General features: G+C 69.1%; 12 protein-coding genes and 4 pseudogenes. 7 read left to right on the top strand and 9 right to left on the bottom strand.

Going from position 1 to position 15,107, the window contains the following annotated elements:
* Positions 1-243: 243 nt before the first annotated feature.
* Positions 244-1,680, bottom strand: a complete 1,437-nt coding sequence (locus ACGFRF_RS24645) for an amidase (RefSeq protein ID WP_393743304.1) — start codon at positions 1,678-1,680, stop codon at positions 244-246.
* 95 nt (positions 1,681-1,775) lie between these two features.
* Between ACGFRF_RS24645 and ACGFRF_RS24640 the strand changes: the two genes are divergently transcribed.
* From ACGFRF_RS24640 to ACGFRF_RS24630, 3 genes are all read left to right on the top strand, one after another.
* Positions 1,776-2,627, top strand: a complete 852-nt coding sequence (locus tag ACGFRF_RS24640) for a helix-turn-helix domain-containing protein (RefSeq protein WP_393743302.1) — start codon at positions 1,776-1,778, stop codon at positions 2,625-2,627.
* Positions 2,628-3,072: 445 nt separating this feature from the next.
* A complete protein-coding gene (locus ACGFRF_RS24635) occupies positions 3,073-4,071 on the top strand; it encodes an ATP-binding cassette domain-containing protein (RefSeq protein WP_393743300.1) in 999 nt (332 codons plus the stop codon).
* Positions 4,068-4,853 (top strand): ABC transporter permease, encoded by a 786-nt coding sequence (locus tag ACGFRF_RS24630; RefSeq protein WP_393743298.1) that lies wholly within the window; start codon positions 4,068-4,070, stop codon positions 4,851-4,853. The genes ACGFRF_RS24635 and ACGFRF_RS24630 overlap by 4 nt, the downstream gene beginning before the upstream one ends.
* A 96-nt stretch (positions 4,854-4,949) precedes the next feature.
* On the opposite strand, the gene ACGFRF_RS24625 is transcribed toward ACGFRF_RS24630, so the two are convergent.
* The 3 genes from ACGFRF_RS24625 to ACGFRF_RS24615 form a co-directional block, all read right to left on the bottom strand.
* Entirely contained in the window at positions 4,950-5,693 is a 744-nt protein-coding gene (locus ACGFRF_RS24625; protein ID WP_393743296.1) for a TetR/AcrR family transcriptional regulator, read from the bottom strand.
* 357 nt (positions 5,694-6,050) lie between these two features.
* Positions 6,051-6,731: an MATE family efflux transporter gene (locus ACGFRF_RS24620; protein ID WP_393743294.1), complete on the bottom strand. Its 681-nt coding sequence runs from the start codon at positions 6,729-6,731 to the stop codon at positions 6,051-6,053.
* A gap of 181 nt (positions 6,732-6,912) precedes the next feature.
* Positions 6,913-7,584: a class I SAM-dependent DNA methyltransferase gene (locus ACGFRF_RS24615; protein WP_393743292.1), complete on the bottom strand. Its 672-nt coding sequence runs from the start codon at positions 7,582-7,584 to the stop codon at positions 6,913-6,915.
* A gap of 649 nt (positions 7,585-8,233) precedes the next feature.
* Here ACGFRF_RS24615 and ACGFRF_RS24610 point away from each other — a divergent pair.
* Complete coding sequence (locus ACGFRF_RS24610; RefSeq protein ID WP_393743290.1) at positions 8,234-9,445, top strand: MFS transporter; 1,212 nt, start codon at positions 8,234-8,236, stop codon at positions 9,443-9,445.
* Positions 9,435-9,710, top strand: a complete 276-nt coding sequence (locus ACGFRF_RS24605) for an undecaprenyl diphosphate synthase family protein (protein ID WP_393743699.1) — start codon at positions 9,435-9,437, stop codon at positions 9,708-9,710. The genes ACGFRF_RS24610 and ACGFRF_RS24605 overlap by 11 nt, the downstream gene beginning before the upstream one ends.
* On the opposite strand, the pseudogene ACGFRF_RS24600 reads toward ACGFRF_RS24605, so the two are convergent.
* Both ACGFRF_RS24600 and ACGFRF_RS24595 read right to left on the bottom strand, forming a co-directional pair.
* Positions 9,676-10,396: pseudogene (locus ACGFRF_RS24600) on the bottom strand (IS6 family transposase). The gene ACGFRF_RS24605 and the pseudogene ACGFRF_RS24600 overlap by 35 nt on opposite strands.
* A 394-nt stretch (positions 10,397-10,790) precedes the next feature.
* The gene (locus tag ACGFRF_RS24595; RefSeq protein ID WP_393743288.1) at positions 10,791-11,420 is read right to left on the bottom strand and encodes a TetR/AcrR family transcriptional regulator C-terminal ligand-binding domain-containing protein; all 630 of its coding nucleotides are present in this window, start codon (positions 11,418-11,420) and stop codon (positions 10,791-10,793) included.
* Between the two features lie 104 nt (positions 11,421-11,524).
* Here ACGFRF_RS24595 and ACGFRF_RS24590 point away from each other — a divergent pair, with 104 nt between their 5' ends.
* Complete coding sequence (locus ACGFRF_RS24590; protein ID WP_393743286.1) at positions 11,525-12,577, top strand: aldo/keto reductase; 1,053 nt, start codon at positions 11,525-11,527, stop codon at positions 12,575-12,577.
* 25 nt (positions 12,578-12,602) lie between these two features.
* On the opposite strand, the gene ACGFRF_RS24585 is transcribed toward ACGFRF_RS24590, so the two are convergent.
* Positions 12,603-13,196 (bottom strand): IS5 family transposase, encoded by a 594-nt coding sequence (locus tag ACGFRF_RS24585; RefSeq protein WP_393743697.1) that lies wholly within the window; start codon positions 13,194-13,196, stop codon positions 12,603-12,605.
* Positions 13,197-13,357: 161 nt separating this feature from the next.
* Between ACGFRF_RS24585 and ACGFRF_RS24580 the strand changes: the two are divergent.
* A pseudogene (locus ACGFRF_RS24580) lies at positions 13,358-13,831 on the top strand (IS110 family transposase); the annotation flags it as partial.
* 47 nt (positions 13,832-13,878) lie between these two features.
* On the opposite strand, the pseudogene ACGFRF_RS24575 reads toward ACGFRF_RS24580, so the two are convergent.
* Together ACGFRF_RS24575 and ACGFRF_RS24570 are read right to left on the bottom strand one after the other, a co-directional pair.
* Positions 13,879-13,929, bottom strand: a pseudogene (locus ACGFRF_RS24575) (hypothetical protein); the annotation flags it as partial.
* A 219-nt stretch (positions 13,930-14,148) separates the two neighbouring features.
* A pseudogene (locus tag ACGFRF_RS24570) lies at positions 14,149-14,311 on the bottom strand (IS701 family transposase); the annotation flags it as partial.
* Between the last annotated feature and the right edge of the window lie 796 nt (positions 14,312-15,107).

The raw sequence follows: 15,107 nt of genomic DNA, 5'->3' as shown, positions 1-15,107 counted from the left end.
GTGGGTCTGCTGGCATGCCGGGCGTCGGATCTCCCTTCGCCGCCCACCGGCCGCGTCCCCATCCCGACCGACCGGACCCCGTGGCGGCCGTGCTCGCGGAGGCGACCGAGCAGGACCCTCCGCGCCTCGCTGACCTTCAGGCCGGCCTACGCGGAGGGACCAGTCCAGCAGTGGACCGAACGAACCGGGGCGGGTGCCGTGGCTGTGTTCACCGCCCGTCCGTCTGCGGCGGGTTGCCCGGACTCAGCTGACGGGCGGGCGGCGGCCGGTCCAGGGGTGTGCGAGTTCGAGGGTGCGCGACACCTGGAGCAGGAGGTCTTCTCGCCATGGCGCTGCCACGATCTGGATGCCGACGGGCAGGCCTGTGCTCTCGTCGTGGTGGAGCGGCAGGGAGACCGCCGGCTGGCCGGTCACGTTGAAAACCGACGTGAACACACCCATCGGGTAACTGTTCACCAGTGCTTTGAGGGGATCGTCGTGGGTGCCCGCCCGCCAGGCTCCCACGAGCGGCGGGAGGCAGGCCATCGTCGGCGTGACGAGGAGATCGAAGCCGGCGAGGAAGCCTTCGACCATGCGCCTCGACAACTGCTGGGCCGTTCTCACCTTTTCTGTGAACGCCCACGAGTCGATCGCTGCCGCCGCCTCACGCAGGGCCCGATTGTGCGGCTCGACACGGTCCGGCTCCGCGAGCGTCGTTCCAGCGCCGCCGACGTTCCACAGGGTCGTGAACGCCGCGACCAGCTCGTCGGTCGGCGGCAGCGGAAGGGGCGTGTCGACGAGGTGATGGCCGGCCGATTCGAGCGTCCGGAGAGCGGCGTCGACGGCCGCGATGCACGCCGGGTGCACACGTATCCCGTCGATCGGGGAGTCGATGAGCGCACCGATCCGCAACCCGGTCGGCATGTCCGTCTTCAACGCACCGGTGAAGGACGTGGGCGGCGTAGGGGGCGACCACCACGCGGCCGGATCATGACGCGCCAGCACGTCCAGGGCCGCCGCGGTGTCCGCCACCGAGCGGGTGAGCACACCGCTGGTGCCGAGACCCTCCACCTCCACGACGGCGTTGGTGATCAGGCCGCGGGTGGGTTTGAGCCCGACGAGGCCGTTGCACGACGCGGGAATGCGTATCGACCCGCCGCCGTCCTCGGCGTGGGCGATGGGTGCCATCCCGGCGGCGACGGCAGCGCCGGCTCCGCTCGATGACCCGCCGGGCGTACGGTCCGGGTCCCAGGGGTTGCGGGAGACGCCCAGGGCGTCGCTCTCGGTGAAGGGCAGGCTGCCGAACTCGGAGGTGGTGGTCTTGCCGAGCAGGACGAAGCCCGCGTCCACGAACCGTCGCACGATCGGATCCGACGCGTCGGCCGGTGCCTTCCCGGCGCCGGCGGACCCATGAGTGGTGGGCCAACCGGCCACGTCCACCAGATCCTTGACCGGCAGCGGTACGCCGTGGAACGGCGGAAGGTCCTCGGCCGACGCGGCCCGCGCCACGGCGTCCGACGCGGCCGCCGCAGCTTTGCGGACGTCGTCGTCGGCCCGGTGGCAGAAGGCGTTCAGTCGGGGGTCGAGCGCATCCATCCGTTCGAGGAAGCAGTCGGCCACCTCGAGTGGACTCACCTCCTTGCGACGGATGGCCGCGGCGAGTTCGACGGCCGGCGTGAACGGGTCGATCGAGTGCGTCATGGACGGTCCTCTCCGGTGTGGGGTCTGGCCGGAGCCGTCAGTGTCGTCGCACCTGGGACGTCGCTTCTTGTACGAATGTCGCGTAGCTTGGCGCCATGCGTACTGCCGAACCGGCCCGCGACGCCGCGTCGGTGTGGGACATCGCCACTCCGTCGCGGCCCGGCCGGCTGCCGGGGGTCGCCATGGCCGGATTCCGAGCGCGTACGACCGGCGTCGTCGACCTGGGCGTGGTTCCGTATCCCGCCGTCACCGTGGCCGTCGACCTCGGCGACGGATCGCTCGTCGTCGACGACGTCAGCGGTCGGCGACAGAGCGGTAGCGTCGTGGTCGGGCTCGCGTCCGGCGGTGTTCGAGGGCGGGGCCGGGACATCGAGTGCCTGCAGGTGCGGCTGTCGCCGCCGGTCGCGCACGCGGTGCTCGGCGCCCTTGCGGAGCCGGGCGCCACGGTGGTCTCCCTCGACGACCTCTTGGGCCGCGACGCCGTCCGCATCCACGAGCGACTGCGCGCTGCCCGGTCGTGGGAGGACCGGTTCGCGATAGCGGAGGCCGCGGTGGTCCGACGTCACGAGGCAGGCCGAGCGGTCGAGCCCGAGGTCGCCTTCGTGTGGCGCCGGACAGTGGCCAGCCTGGGAGCGGTCCGGGTCGAGCGGCTGGCGGCCGAGGTCGGCTGGAGCCGTAAGCGTCTGTGGTCCAGGTTCCGGGCCCAGATCGGTCTCACACCCAAGCGTGCCGCGCAGCTCGTACGTTTCGACCGGGCGGCCCATCGCCTGGCCGCGGGGCACAGTGCCGCACGGGTGGCGGCGGACATCGGCTACGTCGACCAGTCCCACCTCCATCGGGAGGTCATGGCCCTCACGGGCGCGACACCGAGGGCCGTCGCGGCCGCGCCGTGGCTCGCGGTCGACGACGTCGCCTGGGCCGCCCCCGCGTACCTGTCCAAGCCCTGACCCGCGCTCCGCGCCCGGCGGGCCGCAGGCCCGCGGCAAGACCAGCCGGCGTCGCCGACCCGGACATGCTCTCCCTCGGCTGCTCAGTCGGCGGTCGGCGGCTCGTGCGGGCTCTCAGTCGGCGGTCGGCGGCTCGTGCGGCCCGGAGTTCCTCGTAGCGGGTGCTGCGGGCCCCCAAGGTGACGGGCATGCGACGGATGCAGTCCCGATCGGCAGCTGCCGCACGAAGCCGGGTCCGCAGCCTGAGAAGAGCCAGATCGCCGCCCGCCCTGCGCAGACGCGCACCGCTCGGGAAACGGCCGTCCCACCCTGGGCAGTTGGCGTCGACAGCGTCGAACGGCGAAGAGAGCCGCACGCCCCGCTGAACCAGTTGCGTACACCGTACTCGCTTACGTACAGTAAAACCGCGTACGACGTACTCGCTTATTGGTGAAGTGGAGGAGACGTGGACTCACCCATCGTGTCGGCCCAGGGCCTGCGAAAACGCTTCGGTGACTTCGAAGCATTGGCCGGCCTGGACCTGGCCGTGCCGCCCGGCACCGTCTACGGGCTGCTGGGTCCGAACGGCGCGGGCAAGAGCACCACCGTCCGGATCCTCAGCACGCTGACCCGCCCCACGGCCGGAAGGGCCACCGTCGCCGGCTTCGACGTGGGAGAACACCCCGGCAAGGTCCGCGAAGCCATCGGGCTCGCCGGGCAGCACGCGGCCTTGGACGAGAAGCTGACGGGCCGCGAGAACCTGCGGGTCTTCGGCCGACTGGCCCGGCTGGGCCGACGCGACGCCCGGCGGCGCGCCGACGAGCTGCTGGAGCGGTTCGAGCTCACGGAGGCAGCCGACCGGCAGGTCAGCACCTACTCCGGCGGCATGCGGCGACGCATCGACCTGATCGCCAGCCTGCTGCGCGCGCCGTCCGTCCTCTTCCTGGACGAGCCCACCACCGGACTGGACCCGCGCAGCCGCCTGGAGATCTGGGCCGTCGTGCGCGAGCTGGTCGCGGCCGGCACGACCGTGCTGCTCACCACCCAGTACCTCGAGGAGGCCGACCAACTCGCCTCGGCCGTGGCCGTGATCGACCGCGGGCAGGTGATCGCCGAGGGCTCCCCGGCCCAGCTCAAGGCCCGGATCGGCAGTCACATCGACGTCGAGGTGGGCAGCGAGGACGACCTCGCGGAGGCCGGCGCCATCCTCGAGCGGATGACCGGAGGACAGCCGCGGGCCGAGGAGCTGCGCATCGTCACGGGCGTGCACGGCAAGGCACCGTCGGTGCCGCAGGTCGTACGCGAACTCGACGCGGCGGGGGTGGCCATTCAGGACGTCGGAATCCGCAGGCCCAGCCTCGACGACGTATTCCTCACTCTCACCGGCCGCCCCGCGCAGGAGCCCGCGGGGCGGCGGACCGACGAACAGCCCAAGCGGCGCGAGCAGCAGGAGGCGGCAGCGTGATCGTCCTGGCGGACACTCTCACCCTGGTCGAGCGCAAGCTCCTCCAACTGCGGCATCAGCCCGGCACCCTCGTCGCGATGTTGGTGATGCCCGCGGTCATGGTCGTCCTCTTCGGCTACGTCTTCGGCAGCGCCATCCAGGTACCGGGCGGCGGCAACTACCGCGAGTACCTCATGCCCGGCCTGTTCGTGATGACCAGCATGTTCGCGCTGTCCTCGGCGATGGTGGACGTCGCCGCCGACCAGAGCCGCGGGGTGACCGACCGGCTGCGCTCGATGCCCACCTCCCGCACGGCGGTGCCTCTCGGCCAGACGGGCGCGGACGCCGTCACGGGACTGTTCGGACTGGTCATCCTGCTGGCCTGCGGGCTGGCCATCGGCTGGCGCGTGCACGACGGCCTCGGCCGCGCCGTGGCCGCGGTCGGTGTCCTGCTCCTCTTCCGCTACACCATGTCCTGGGTCGGTACGTATCTCGGGCTGCTGCTGCCGTCGGAGCAGACGGCCGACTCCCTGTCGCCCCTCACGCTGCCCCTCAGCATGCTGTCCAACGCGTTCGTGCCGACGGACGGCATGCCCGCCTGGCTGCGGGCGATCTGCGAATGGAACCCGATCAGCGCCGCGGTCGCCGCGTGCCGGAAGCTGTTCGGCAACCCCGGGGTGCCTGCCGCGGACGGCTCCTGGCCGCTCACCCACCCGCTGACCGCGACCCTGCTGTGGGCCGCGGTGCTCCTCGTGGTCTTCGTCCCGCTCTCGGTACGGCGCTTCACCCGAGCCGGCCTGTGAACCCGCGCCTCGGAGCGGTTCATCTACGCGGCCTGCCCGGACCGGTGCCGTGACTCCCGTAGTTCGCGCGCGGCGCGGGCACTGCGGCGTCCGTTCTCAGGAGCGCTCCGGCGGTTCGCTCCCCGGGGGTCCGGACAGGGCCGGGAAACGTGCCATGACGCCGTCCAGCAAGATGGCGAGGCCGGCCTCGAACTGCTCGTCATGGCCGCCGTGCCGCGCCTCGCGTACCAACCGCTCCAGGTACGGGAAGCGGCCGGTGGCCAGCAGTTCGGTCACGTACGGACCCATCCGCTCCTGCCAGGCTGTGCGATCCTCCCCGGAGCGCAAGGCCGCTTCCCGCTCTGCCGTCTCGGCCTGGCTTGCACCCGTGACCCAGTGTCGAATCAGGTTCACGACGTGGACCATGTCGTCGATGCTCAGTCCGCGGCCGTCGACGAGGGCGAGGTCGCGCTCGTTGGCACGGAGCATGTTGGGGCCCATGATCGGCCTGCCGGCCATGGCGTGCGCAAGCCAGGGGTGCCGGCGCAACGTCTCCCGGTACCGGCGGGCGAACGCGGCCAGATCCGCACGGGCGTCCCCGGTCGGCTCCTGCCCCTCGAAGCCGAGGGCCTGGTCGATCACCACGGCGTACAGGTCTTCCTTGTTCGGCAGATACCGGTAGAGCGTCATCGCGCCGGTGCCCAGCTCCTTGGCGATGCGCCGCATCGTCACCGCCTCGATGCCCTCACCGTCCGCCACCGCGATCGCCACCTCGGCGATGCGCTCACGGCTGTACGCCGGAGCCGGCCCGCGCGCCCCTCTTTCCCGCCGCAACCAGATGATCGGATTCGGATCGCTCATGCGCCGATGGTAACCGCGTACAGCGTCCCCGATTACATCCCGAGCCTGCGCCCACAACGGCACGGTCACCGCCCGCGCACCCCTCCAGCCGCGGCCCGGCACCCCGGGAGCACCGCCGACACCGCTCCATGCCGACGGGACCAGCCCGGACCCGGGCCAACCCCACCCAGCACTGCGAAACCGGCTGCACGTCGCAGTCGCAGGCGAGTGGGACCGCCGCGTCGCTGGTGAGCGGCCTGGATGAGGGCGCGACAGTTGGTCCAGGCAGAAGACCCGGGGGATCACCGATCGTCAGTTTCACCGACTCCACACTTCGAAGGTCAGTAGGAGGGAGCGCACTACCGGCCGGTGCCTCTCTCACGTGGCGGCCGGTGCGTGTTCGCGGTTCTCGGTGAATGCGCTGTGTCGGTGGAAGGAGTAGGCCTTGCCCACTGCCTGGAGGAGGTTGGCAAGGGCGAGAGCCGTCCACAGAGCGGCAAGCCCTCCGGCTGTGGCTACCGGAGCGGCGACAGCGGCCAGGCTTCCGTAGCAGATGAAGGTCGACAAGAAACTCGGCACGGTGCGCTTGAGACCGATGAGGCCGAAGCCGACGACTGCCTGCAGCGCGTCGGTGACGACCACGGCCGGCACCAGCGGCAGAAGGTCGGTGATCTGTGGCCGTACATCGACATCCTGGGTGAACAGCGGAACGACCCACGGACTGAGGGCGATCACCGCTGCCGCGATCAACCCTACGACGACCAGTGCCAGCCCCGTCCCCGCCCGAATGCCGCGCCGGATATGCACGCTGTCGTGCTTCGTCGCGTAGTCGGAGATCAGAGGGATGGTGGCCTGGCCGACCGCCACCGTAGCCGTGAAGATGAGGTTGACCAAAGAGATGCCGATGCCGTGCACCGCGGCACTGTCCGTCCCGATCCTGGCCGCCGCGAAGGTCAATATGGTTTCCACCGCGAGTACCGGGTCGAGATGCTCCACGAGTTCCTGGGTGGCGACGGCCACGAGACGCGCGGGTGCCACATGGTTCGGCAGTGCGCTCACGTAAGTCAGCCTTGCTGCGACCGAGGAGAAGATCGCGCAGCTGGACGTCCGGCAGGAACGCAGGAGTTCCGCCGTCTTCCCGGGCATTACTGCGTTCGACCGGATCGTCGCCCGCACAAGCAACGTGAGGACCAGGGCGGGGCGGTGATCGGACGTCGGGTGGCTGCTCGTGGAGACGGGCTCACTCCTCTGGGGCGATGGCGCGGCGGTGAGCGAGAATGATCCCGCCGAGCTTGCTCTCGGCCGAGGTGAGAGTCTTGTGCGACTCGACGACGAAGCCGGCATCGTCGAGCCACGTCATCAGTTGGGCGTGCTGCCGGCGATGGACGTAGACCTTCATCGGGTGCCCGCCATAGCCCTGGGTCTTCAACTGCGCCTCGTCACCGACATGGAAGCTGAGTAGTAGAGGTCCGCCGGGCTGAAGCACGCGCTGGAAGTGGGCGAAGACCGACCTGATCTCGTCGTCGGGGACGTGGATCAGCGAATACCAGGCGATCAGGCCGGTGACCGAGCCGTCGGCGAGGTCAAGATCCGTCATGGAGCCGGTATCGAACCGGAGTCCAGGGTGATCGCGCCGGGCCACCTCGATCATCCCGGGTGACAGGTCGATCCCGAATGCGTCCACGCCCAGCTGATGCAAGTGAGCCGTGATCCTCCCCGTCCCGCATCCCACGTCGGCAACTTGGCCCCCACCCCGGGCACGCACCATGTCGGCGAACAACGCCAGGACATCGCGCTCCTCGGGCGTCTCGTCCAAGAGGTGACGCGTCAGGTCGGCGTAACTGTCAGCCACGGTGTCGTAGGACGCCCGCGTGTCGTCCAGCCAGCCATCAGTGTTCAGTGCCTTTCCCACGGCCGCAGGTTACTCAACAGCATCCGTAGGCCGCCTCGAGTTGGCAGAAGGCGCCTTCCCTCTCGGGCACCACGGCTGGGAAACGGTCGCGGCCCTGGTCGCCATCACCGGGGCGACGAGCCGGTGACCGGCCGCTCCCGCACCCGCCTGGACCGCGTCCGCGCCCCGGTCGTCATCGCCGCCCTCGCCGTCCAGCAGCTCGAGGACGACCCTGAGGGTCCGGGCGCATCCTGACACACCGCGCTCGGAGGCCGACCACCGGGGACAGCGGCGAGCACCCGGCACGGTGGATGCCGTGGTCGTCCTGGCGCTTGACTCGGCACGCGCGACCTCGGTTTACCCGGGCGTAACATCCGGGGCTGTCATCACGCTGATGGTAGATGACGGGTCCGCTCGCCCGTCGTGGACTGTCCGGCGCCGGGCGCCCGCTCCACTCGTCCGAGTGCGGCCCCGCCCCGTGCCCCCGTCCGACATTCGGCCGACCTCGCACTCGGATGAACGGAGTTCACTCAGACCTGCCTGCTTCGTGGGCACTTGCGCCTCTTCTCGCCCGGGTCGCTCATATGACGGCCGCTACGATTCACAGAAACAGCACGTCCCTTTGATACCCAGGAAAGTCCGGTCCGCCGGACCCCGGCATGCCCGCACCGTGACCTACGGTCGGGTCCGCGGTGTCTATCTGCCGCGCCTCACGGATGCTTTCGCCTCGTCCATGGCTACCTATGGCATCCCCTTGTTGGTCCTGGGCACGACCAACTCGTCGTCGCTGACCGGGATCGCCTTCGTCATGGCGTGGACGCCGCGGCTGTGCACGTTCGCTCTGGCCGGCCTGGCCGTCGACCGTTTCGGTTCCACACGGGTCTTCCGGCTGGCCGCCACGGCGCGGGCTCTCGTCGTCGCCCTCGCCGTGCCCGCCTTGGCGGCGGCGGACGACAGAACCGCCCCGGGGCTGGTGATGCTCCTGGCGGCGTGCGCGGGATGCCTGACCCAGTTCAGCTACATCGCGGCCGAGAGTGTCGGCGCCGTCGCCAGCAGGGACGCCGGCGATGCAGCCCACCGCGTCCAGGGCGTCCTGCTGGGCATCGATCAGGCAGCCGCCCTGGCCGGCCCCGCGGCAGGCGGCCTCCTCCTGCAGTGGAACGGCTCTGGCGGCATGCTCACGGCGATCGGTGGCTTGTCGGTGGTGTCGGCCGCCATCACTCCGCGCATACAGCAGCCGGCTGCGCCGGTATCGGAAGCGACGGTGCCGGCCGCCGGAGGATGGCACACCGGCTGGGCGACCCTGCGTGCGCTGCCGGCACTCGCCTGGCTGGTGACGGGGCTGGCGTTGTCCAACCTGGCGCTCGGTCTGCTGGAGGCGGCGACCCCGGTGATCGTGGTGCAGCAACTCGGCCGGTCCAGCGCCTCGGTCGGCGCGGTGTGGTCCTGCGCGGCCGCGGCTTCGCTGCTTGCGGTCGCCACCAGCCGCGTCGCGATCGACCGGTGGGGACTGCCGGGGGTGGGCCGCTGCGCCGCTCTCGTGACCATCGTGCCGTGCTTCCTGATCGCGCACACGGACTCCTACCTGGCGTACCTCGTCCTCATCGCCGTCTTCATGGCAGGCGACAGTGTGCTGACCGTCGTACTGCGCACCCTGCGATCCCACCTCATCCCCGCCGAGGTGTTCGGCAGCACGCTGTCCGTCACCGTGCTGATCCTGCTCATGCCCTACCCCGTCGCCGGCATCCTCATGGCAGTCATCGACCCGACCGCCCTGCACACGACGATCAACGTCTGCGCCGCCCTGCAATGCCTCGGCCTGGCCTGCGCCTTCACCCGCGGCACCCGCAACCGGGCGCGCCGCGCCAGGCATCGGAGATGAGGACGACCTGAACCCTTACCTGCTGTGGCGCACCGGCAACGAGCAGCGAGTCTCCAACTTCCCTCCCTGGCACGCTGCCTACGCGAAGCTGTACTTCACCCCCGGCTACTGGCCCGACAACCACCGACGTGACCTGTGGCGAACGCTCACCGAGGCGTTGTCACGTTGTCGGGTGCCTAGGTGTCTGACGGTGCGTCGGGGCCTGGTGGCTTCTTGGTCCGGGCGTGTGCTCAGGCTGTGGTGGGCTGGCTCCTGGGGCCGGTGATGTGGTCCCAGATGGCGAGGCGGATGGTCATCTCGGCCCGGTGGTCGGGTGTGCTCATGAGGTGACGGTGGGGCCGAAAGTGCGGGGAAATGCCGCTGAACGCGGACAGGAAGCGCTGTGCCGCGCCCGTCGATCGGAAGCCCTTCATCGCGCGTTCGCGCTGCCGGGTGGGCTGGTGGCTGTTCTCGGTCCGGTTGTTCAGTCCTTTATGAGCGCGGTGCTCCACAGAGGGCATGACCTCGCGGTGCGCGGCGCCGTAGGAGCGGAGCTTGTCCGTGACGATGACGCGCGGCACCGCACCCGTCTTCTTCATCAGGCGGCGGAAGAACCGTCGGGCGGCGGCCTGGTCCCGCCGGTTCTGGACCAGGATGTCCAGGACGTTGCCGCCGACGTAGACGGCCCGCCCCAGGTACTTCAGCTCGCCGTTGATCCTGACGAAGACCTCGTCCAGATGCCATGTGTCCCCCGGGCGAGGCCGGCGGCGACGCAGTCCGTTCGCGTAGGCCTGCCCGAACTTGGCGCACCAGCGGCGGACCGTTTCGTAGGAGACGATGAACGCCGCGCTGGAGCATCAGCTCCTCCACCTCGCGGAGCGACAGCGGAAAGCGGAAGTACAGCCACACGCAGTGGGAGATGACCTCGACCCGGTAGCGATGCCCCTTGTACGACGGCGACGCACTCCCCACGGACGATCCTTCCCAGCGTGATCAACCCGAAGATCATCCCACCCGGTCAGCCAACGTGACAGTGCCTGCTGGACTACCTGGGCCAGCGGCCGAACACCATGACCGCAACCAATCCGGGCGCCCGATGGCTCTTCGCCGCCGGGCCGGACGGCCCATGACCCCGGACACCCTCGAATCCGCCTCCGTAACCTGGGCTTCCCCACCCAGCGAGGACGCACGTCGGCGATCCGCCACCTCGTCCTCCAGGCCCCCGCCCCCGTAGTCGCCCGGATGCTTGGCTACCACGACGACACGACCGCCCAACTCGCAGCCGAGGCCGGAGGAACCTGGAAAGGCTATGCCCCCGGAGATCACGCGCGGTGACCCGCGCTCAGCGACGGATGCGGGAAGCCGGTCACGCACGACCTTCGTCGCCCGGCAGGTACGCTCCCGCACGCGCCGCAGCCGCGGCGGCCTCGGCAGCCTGGTCTGCGGCGGCTTCGTCGAGGGGGTCGCCGGTGGTCAACAGGCGGTAGTAGAGCGGGGCGGAGACAGCACGGATCACCTCGCGGACATCGGTGCCCTCGGGCACCTCGCCCCGGTCGATGGCCTGCTGGACGCAGGGCGCCCACTCCTTGATGCGGATGTCGTAGAAGCGATGCAGGGCCTCGGCCGTCTTCGCCTCACAGGTGGCGGCCGCGATCACTGCCTTGAACAGAGCCCCCTGCCGCGGGTCGGCCAAGGTGCGCTGCACGAGCCGGGCATTGGCCTTGAGGTCGCCGAGCAGCGAGCCGGTCTCGGTCCGTGGCAGTGACTGCTCGGCCATGTCCATCAGCAGGTCGGTCACCAGGCTGGTCACTGTTCCCCAGCGGCGGTAGACGGTGGTCTTGCCCACCTCGGCACGGCGCGCGATGTCGGCGAGGTCCAGGTGGGCAAAGCCATGCTCCGCCAAGGCGTCCCCAGCCGCTTGCAGCACCGACGCCCGCACCCGCGCCGTGCGCCCTCCAGGACGGACGGTCCCCGGATCCGCACCCTCAACCCCCATAACGGGACTCCTGTTTCGTTAATCGCACACACCTGCTACGTTGAGGCCCACACTAACGGAACTCCAAGCCCATTAGTTAGGTCGGGCGACGAGAGAGGACAGCCATGGAATACAGGCGGCTGGGCACATCCGGACTCAGGGTCCCCGCACTGAGCTTCGGCGCCGGCACCTTCGGCGGCCAAGGACCGCTGTTTGGCGCCTGGGGCAACACCGATGCGCACGAAGCACGCCGTCTCGTGGACATCTGCCTCGACGCCGGGATCACGATGTTCGACACCGCCGACGTCTATTCCAGTGGGGCCTCCGAGGAGGTGCTGGGCGAAGCGATCAAAGGCCGCAGGGACCAGGTGATCGTGTCCACCAAGACCAGCCTGCCGATGGGTGACGGCCCAGGCGATGCGGGCTCCTCCCGTTCGCGTCTGATCACCGCATGCGAGGACGCCCTGCGCCGACTCGGCACCGACTACATCGATCTGTTCCAGCTGCACGCCTTTGACGCCGGCACGCCTATCGAGGAAGTCCTGTCCACACTCGACGATCTCGTACGAGCAGGGAAGGTCCGCTATCTCGGCATCTCCAACTTCTCCGGCTGGCAGGCGATGAAGTCCCTCGCGATCGCGGAGAGATACGGCCACCCGCGCTATGTCGCACATCAGGTCTACTACTCCCTCATCGGCCGCGACTACGAATGGGAGCTGATGCCCCTCGGGCTCGATCAGGGCCTCGGAGCCCTCGTCTGGAGCCCGCTCGGCTGGGGACGGCTCACCGGCAAAGTCCGCCGCGGCCAGCCGCTACCAGCCAACAGCCGACTGCACCACACCGCGGACTACGGACCGCCGGTCGAAGACGAACACCTCTACCGCGTGGTCGACGCCCTCGACGAGATTGCGCAGGAGACCGGCAAAAGCATTCCGCAGATCGCCATCAACTGGCTGCTGCAGCGACCGACCGTCTCCTCTGTCATCATCGGCGCTCGCGACGAGGAGCAGCTTCGCCAGAACCTCGGTGCCATCGGCTGGACGCTCACGCCCGACCAGATGGCGAAACTCGATGCGGCGAGCGGCAAGACAGCGCCCTACCCGTACTTCCCTTACCAGCGCCAGGAAGGCTTCGCCCGCCTCAACCCACCAGTTGTCTCGTCTCCGCCTGCTGCATGAGACCGGCGTCAACTAGGGTCCGTCTTCAAACGGATCTTGCCCAGAGTAGGAATGACGCGAGCGTGACCGCCGCTTCGTAGGAGGTGGCGGTCTTTTCGTATCGGGTTGCGATACCGCGGAATTGCTTGAGCCGGTTGAAGCAGCGCTCAACGATGTTGCGCTGGCGGTAGATCTGCCGGTCGAACACCGGTGGTCGCCCGCCGCGGCGGCCGCGGTTGTGCCTGTGTCGCTGCTGGTCGGTCTTCTCCGGGATCGTTTGCGCGATGCCGCGTCGGCGCAGGTAGGCGCGGAAACCTCGGGAGCTGTAGGCCTTGTCCGCGATGACTTGGTCGGGCCTGCAGCGTGGTCGGCCCGGGCCCATGCGCGGGACCCGGATGCGTTCCAGGAGGGGGCGTGCGCAGATGCTGTCGTGGCGTTGGCCAGGTGTCACCAGGATCGCGAGAGGCCGCCCGCGACCGTCGCAGGCGAGGTGGAGTTTGGTGGTCAGTCCTCCTCGGGATCGGCCGAGGGCGTGATCGTCCGGTTCGTCCGGCCGGTGGATCCCCGTTACCTTTTCCGCGGCCCCGCCATTGGGGCTCCGGTCTCCGGGCCCGGTATGACTTGGTCCCCTCGTCGACATGATCGAAAAGGTGGTGTCACCGGGCGGGGAGGCATTGGCAGACCGCTGATCAGGGGCATGACCGCTCACATCCGCACCATGGATGAGCAGGCCTTCGTAACGTGGATGCCGGCACGCTGATGCCGCGCGCGAGACCGGGAAAGAGGCTGCTGGGGAGGGGTATGAACCACGACGGTGAGATCGACGTCTACCTCGGTCTGGACGTCGGCAAGGGCGAACATCACGGCACTGCGCTGACTCCGGCGGGCAAGAAGGTGTTCGACAAGCCGATGCCAAATAGTGAATCGCGGCTGCGTGAACTGTTCGAGAAGCTGCAGGCCAAGCACGGCAACGTGCTGGTCGTGGTGGACCAGCCGGCCTCGATGGGTGCTCTCCCACTGGCAGTGGCCCGCGATGCGGGCTGCCGAGTTGCCTATCTGCCGGGGCTGACGATGCGGCGCATCGCCGACCTCTACCCGGGCGAGTCGAAGACCGATGCCCGCGATGCGGCGATCATCGCCGATGCCGCCCGCACCATGCCCCACACCCTCCGCGACCTGGCCCCGGACGACGAAACCGTCGCCGAGCTGAACATGCTCGTGGGCTTCGACGACGACCTGGCTGGCGAGGTCACCCGCATCAAGAACCGTCTGCGCGTGGTCTGCCAGGGGCCGTAGCGTTCGGGCAGGTCAGGCCAGGAGATCCCGGTCCGGATCTTGTAGACCATCCCGTTGATGACCTGCCGGTCCGGCACCCGCGGCCGGCCCGTCGCAGCCCGCGGTATCAGCGGAGCGAGAACTCCCACTCCTGATCAGTGAGTTCATGACGGCGTTTCACCTCGCCATGATCCGCCACCGCCACCCATTGATCTTTGAAGACGGACTCTAGTAGTGCTTCGTTAGGTTCGTTCTGGGTCTGGTTCTACTGGTGGTGACGGGTCGGCCGCAGGTGGTGCAGGTGCCGGTCCAGCACCTCAGCAGGTCCTGGAGTGCCTCCAGGAGCTGGTCGAGGGTCAGGCCGGCATCGGGGCCTTTTGGGTCGAGCCGTCGCAGGGTGAGGAAGGCCTGGGCGGCGGTCACGAGGGTGACGTGGTAGCGCCAGCCGCGCCAGGTGCGGCCTTCGAAGTGGTCCAGGCCCGGAGCTCGGTTCCGGCGATGGACAGTGTCGCGGCCTCGGTCATCAGGGGCAGAAGCGTCTGCGTCATGCGGTGACCGCTATTCAGCGGACTGGTACGGCAGGTGGGCCGTCGGCCTTGCCGGGATCTCGTGGATGGCTCGTGAGTGTTACATGCCGCGTGTGGCGCGACTGCGGTAGCGGCTGCCGAGGCGGGATCGCGACCTGAGGCTGGAGGGGCTATCAGCCGTATGTTTTCGGCCATGTCCGTCTACGCAGGCTCGGCGATGACAGGCGATGACAGGCGATGACGTTTGAGTTGTGCGCTGTGAAACCTGGATCAGCGGGCCTGATGGGCTCCGCTGACGCGCAGGGCATGGGACTGGGCGGGGTGGGGCCTCGATGCTCTGGTCGGGCGCCGGTGGCACCGGCGCGGCCGGTGTGGCGGAGTGTTTCTTTGGGTGTTTATCGATGTGTAGGGGGTCTGTGGCTGGTCTGGATCAACCTGTGGAGGTGCGCCCCGATTCGATCCCCGGCTAACCGCGTCATAGCCGTCTATGCAGGTCAGATGCTATTCGGCCAACCTTTCGCGCCCTGGGGCACGGTTGGTTGACTGCTCAACGTGGCGGTGCATTTACTTTGCGGATCTTTGTGGATCGTGTGCCGGGGGTGGGATACGTGGGTAAGTGGGGAGGGCCTGTGGGGCTTTTGAGGAGGAAACGAAGATTGCGTGGCGGGCTGTTGCTGGGGGGAGTGGCGGCTTCGCTGGTCCTGTCGGCGCTGCCCGTGCTGCCGGCCTCCGCGTCCTCGTCGCGCGCG

The sequence above is a fragment of the Streptomyces sp. NPDC048521 genome, from assembly GCF_043199855.1.
In the GTDB taxonomy this organism is placed as follows: Bacteria; Actinomycetota; Actinomycetes; order Streptomycetales; family Streptomycetaceae; genus Streptomyces.
Note: the sequence above shows the minus strand (reverse complement) of the source record. Positions and strands in the feature narration are given on the sequence as shown.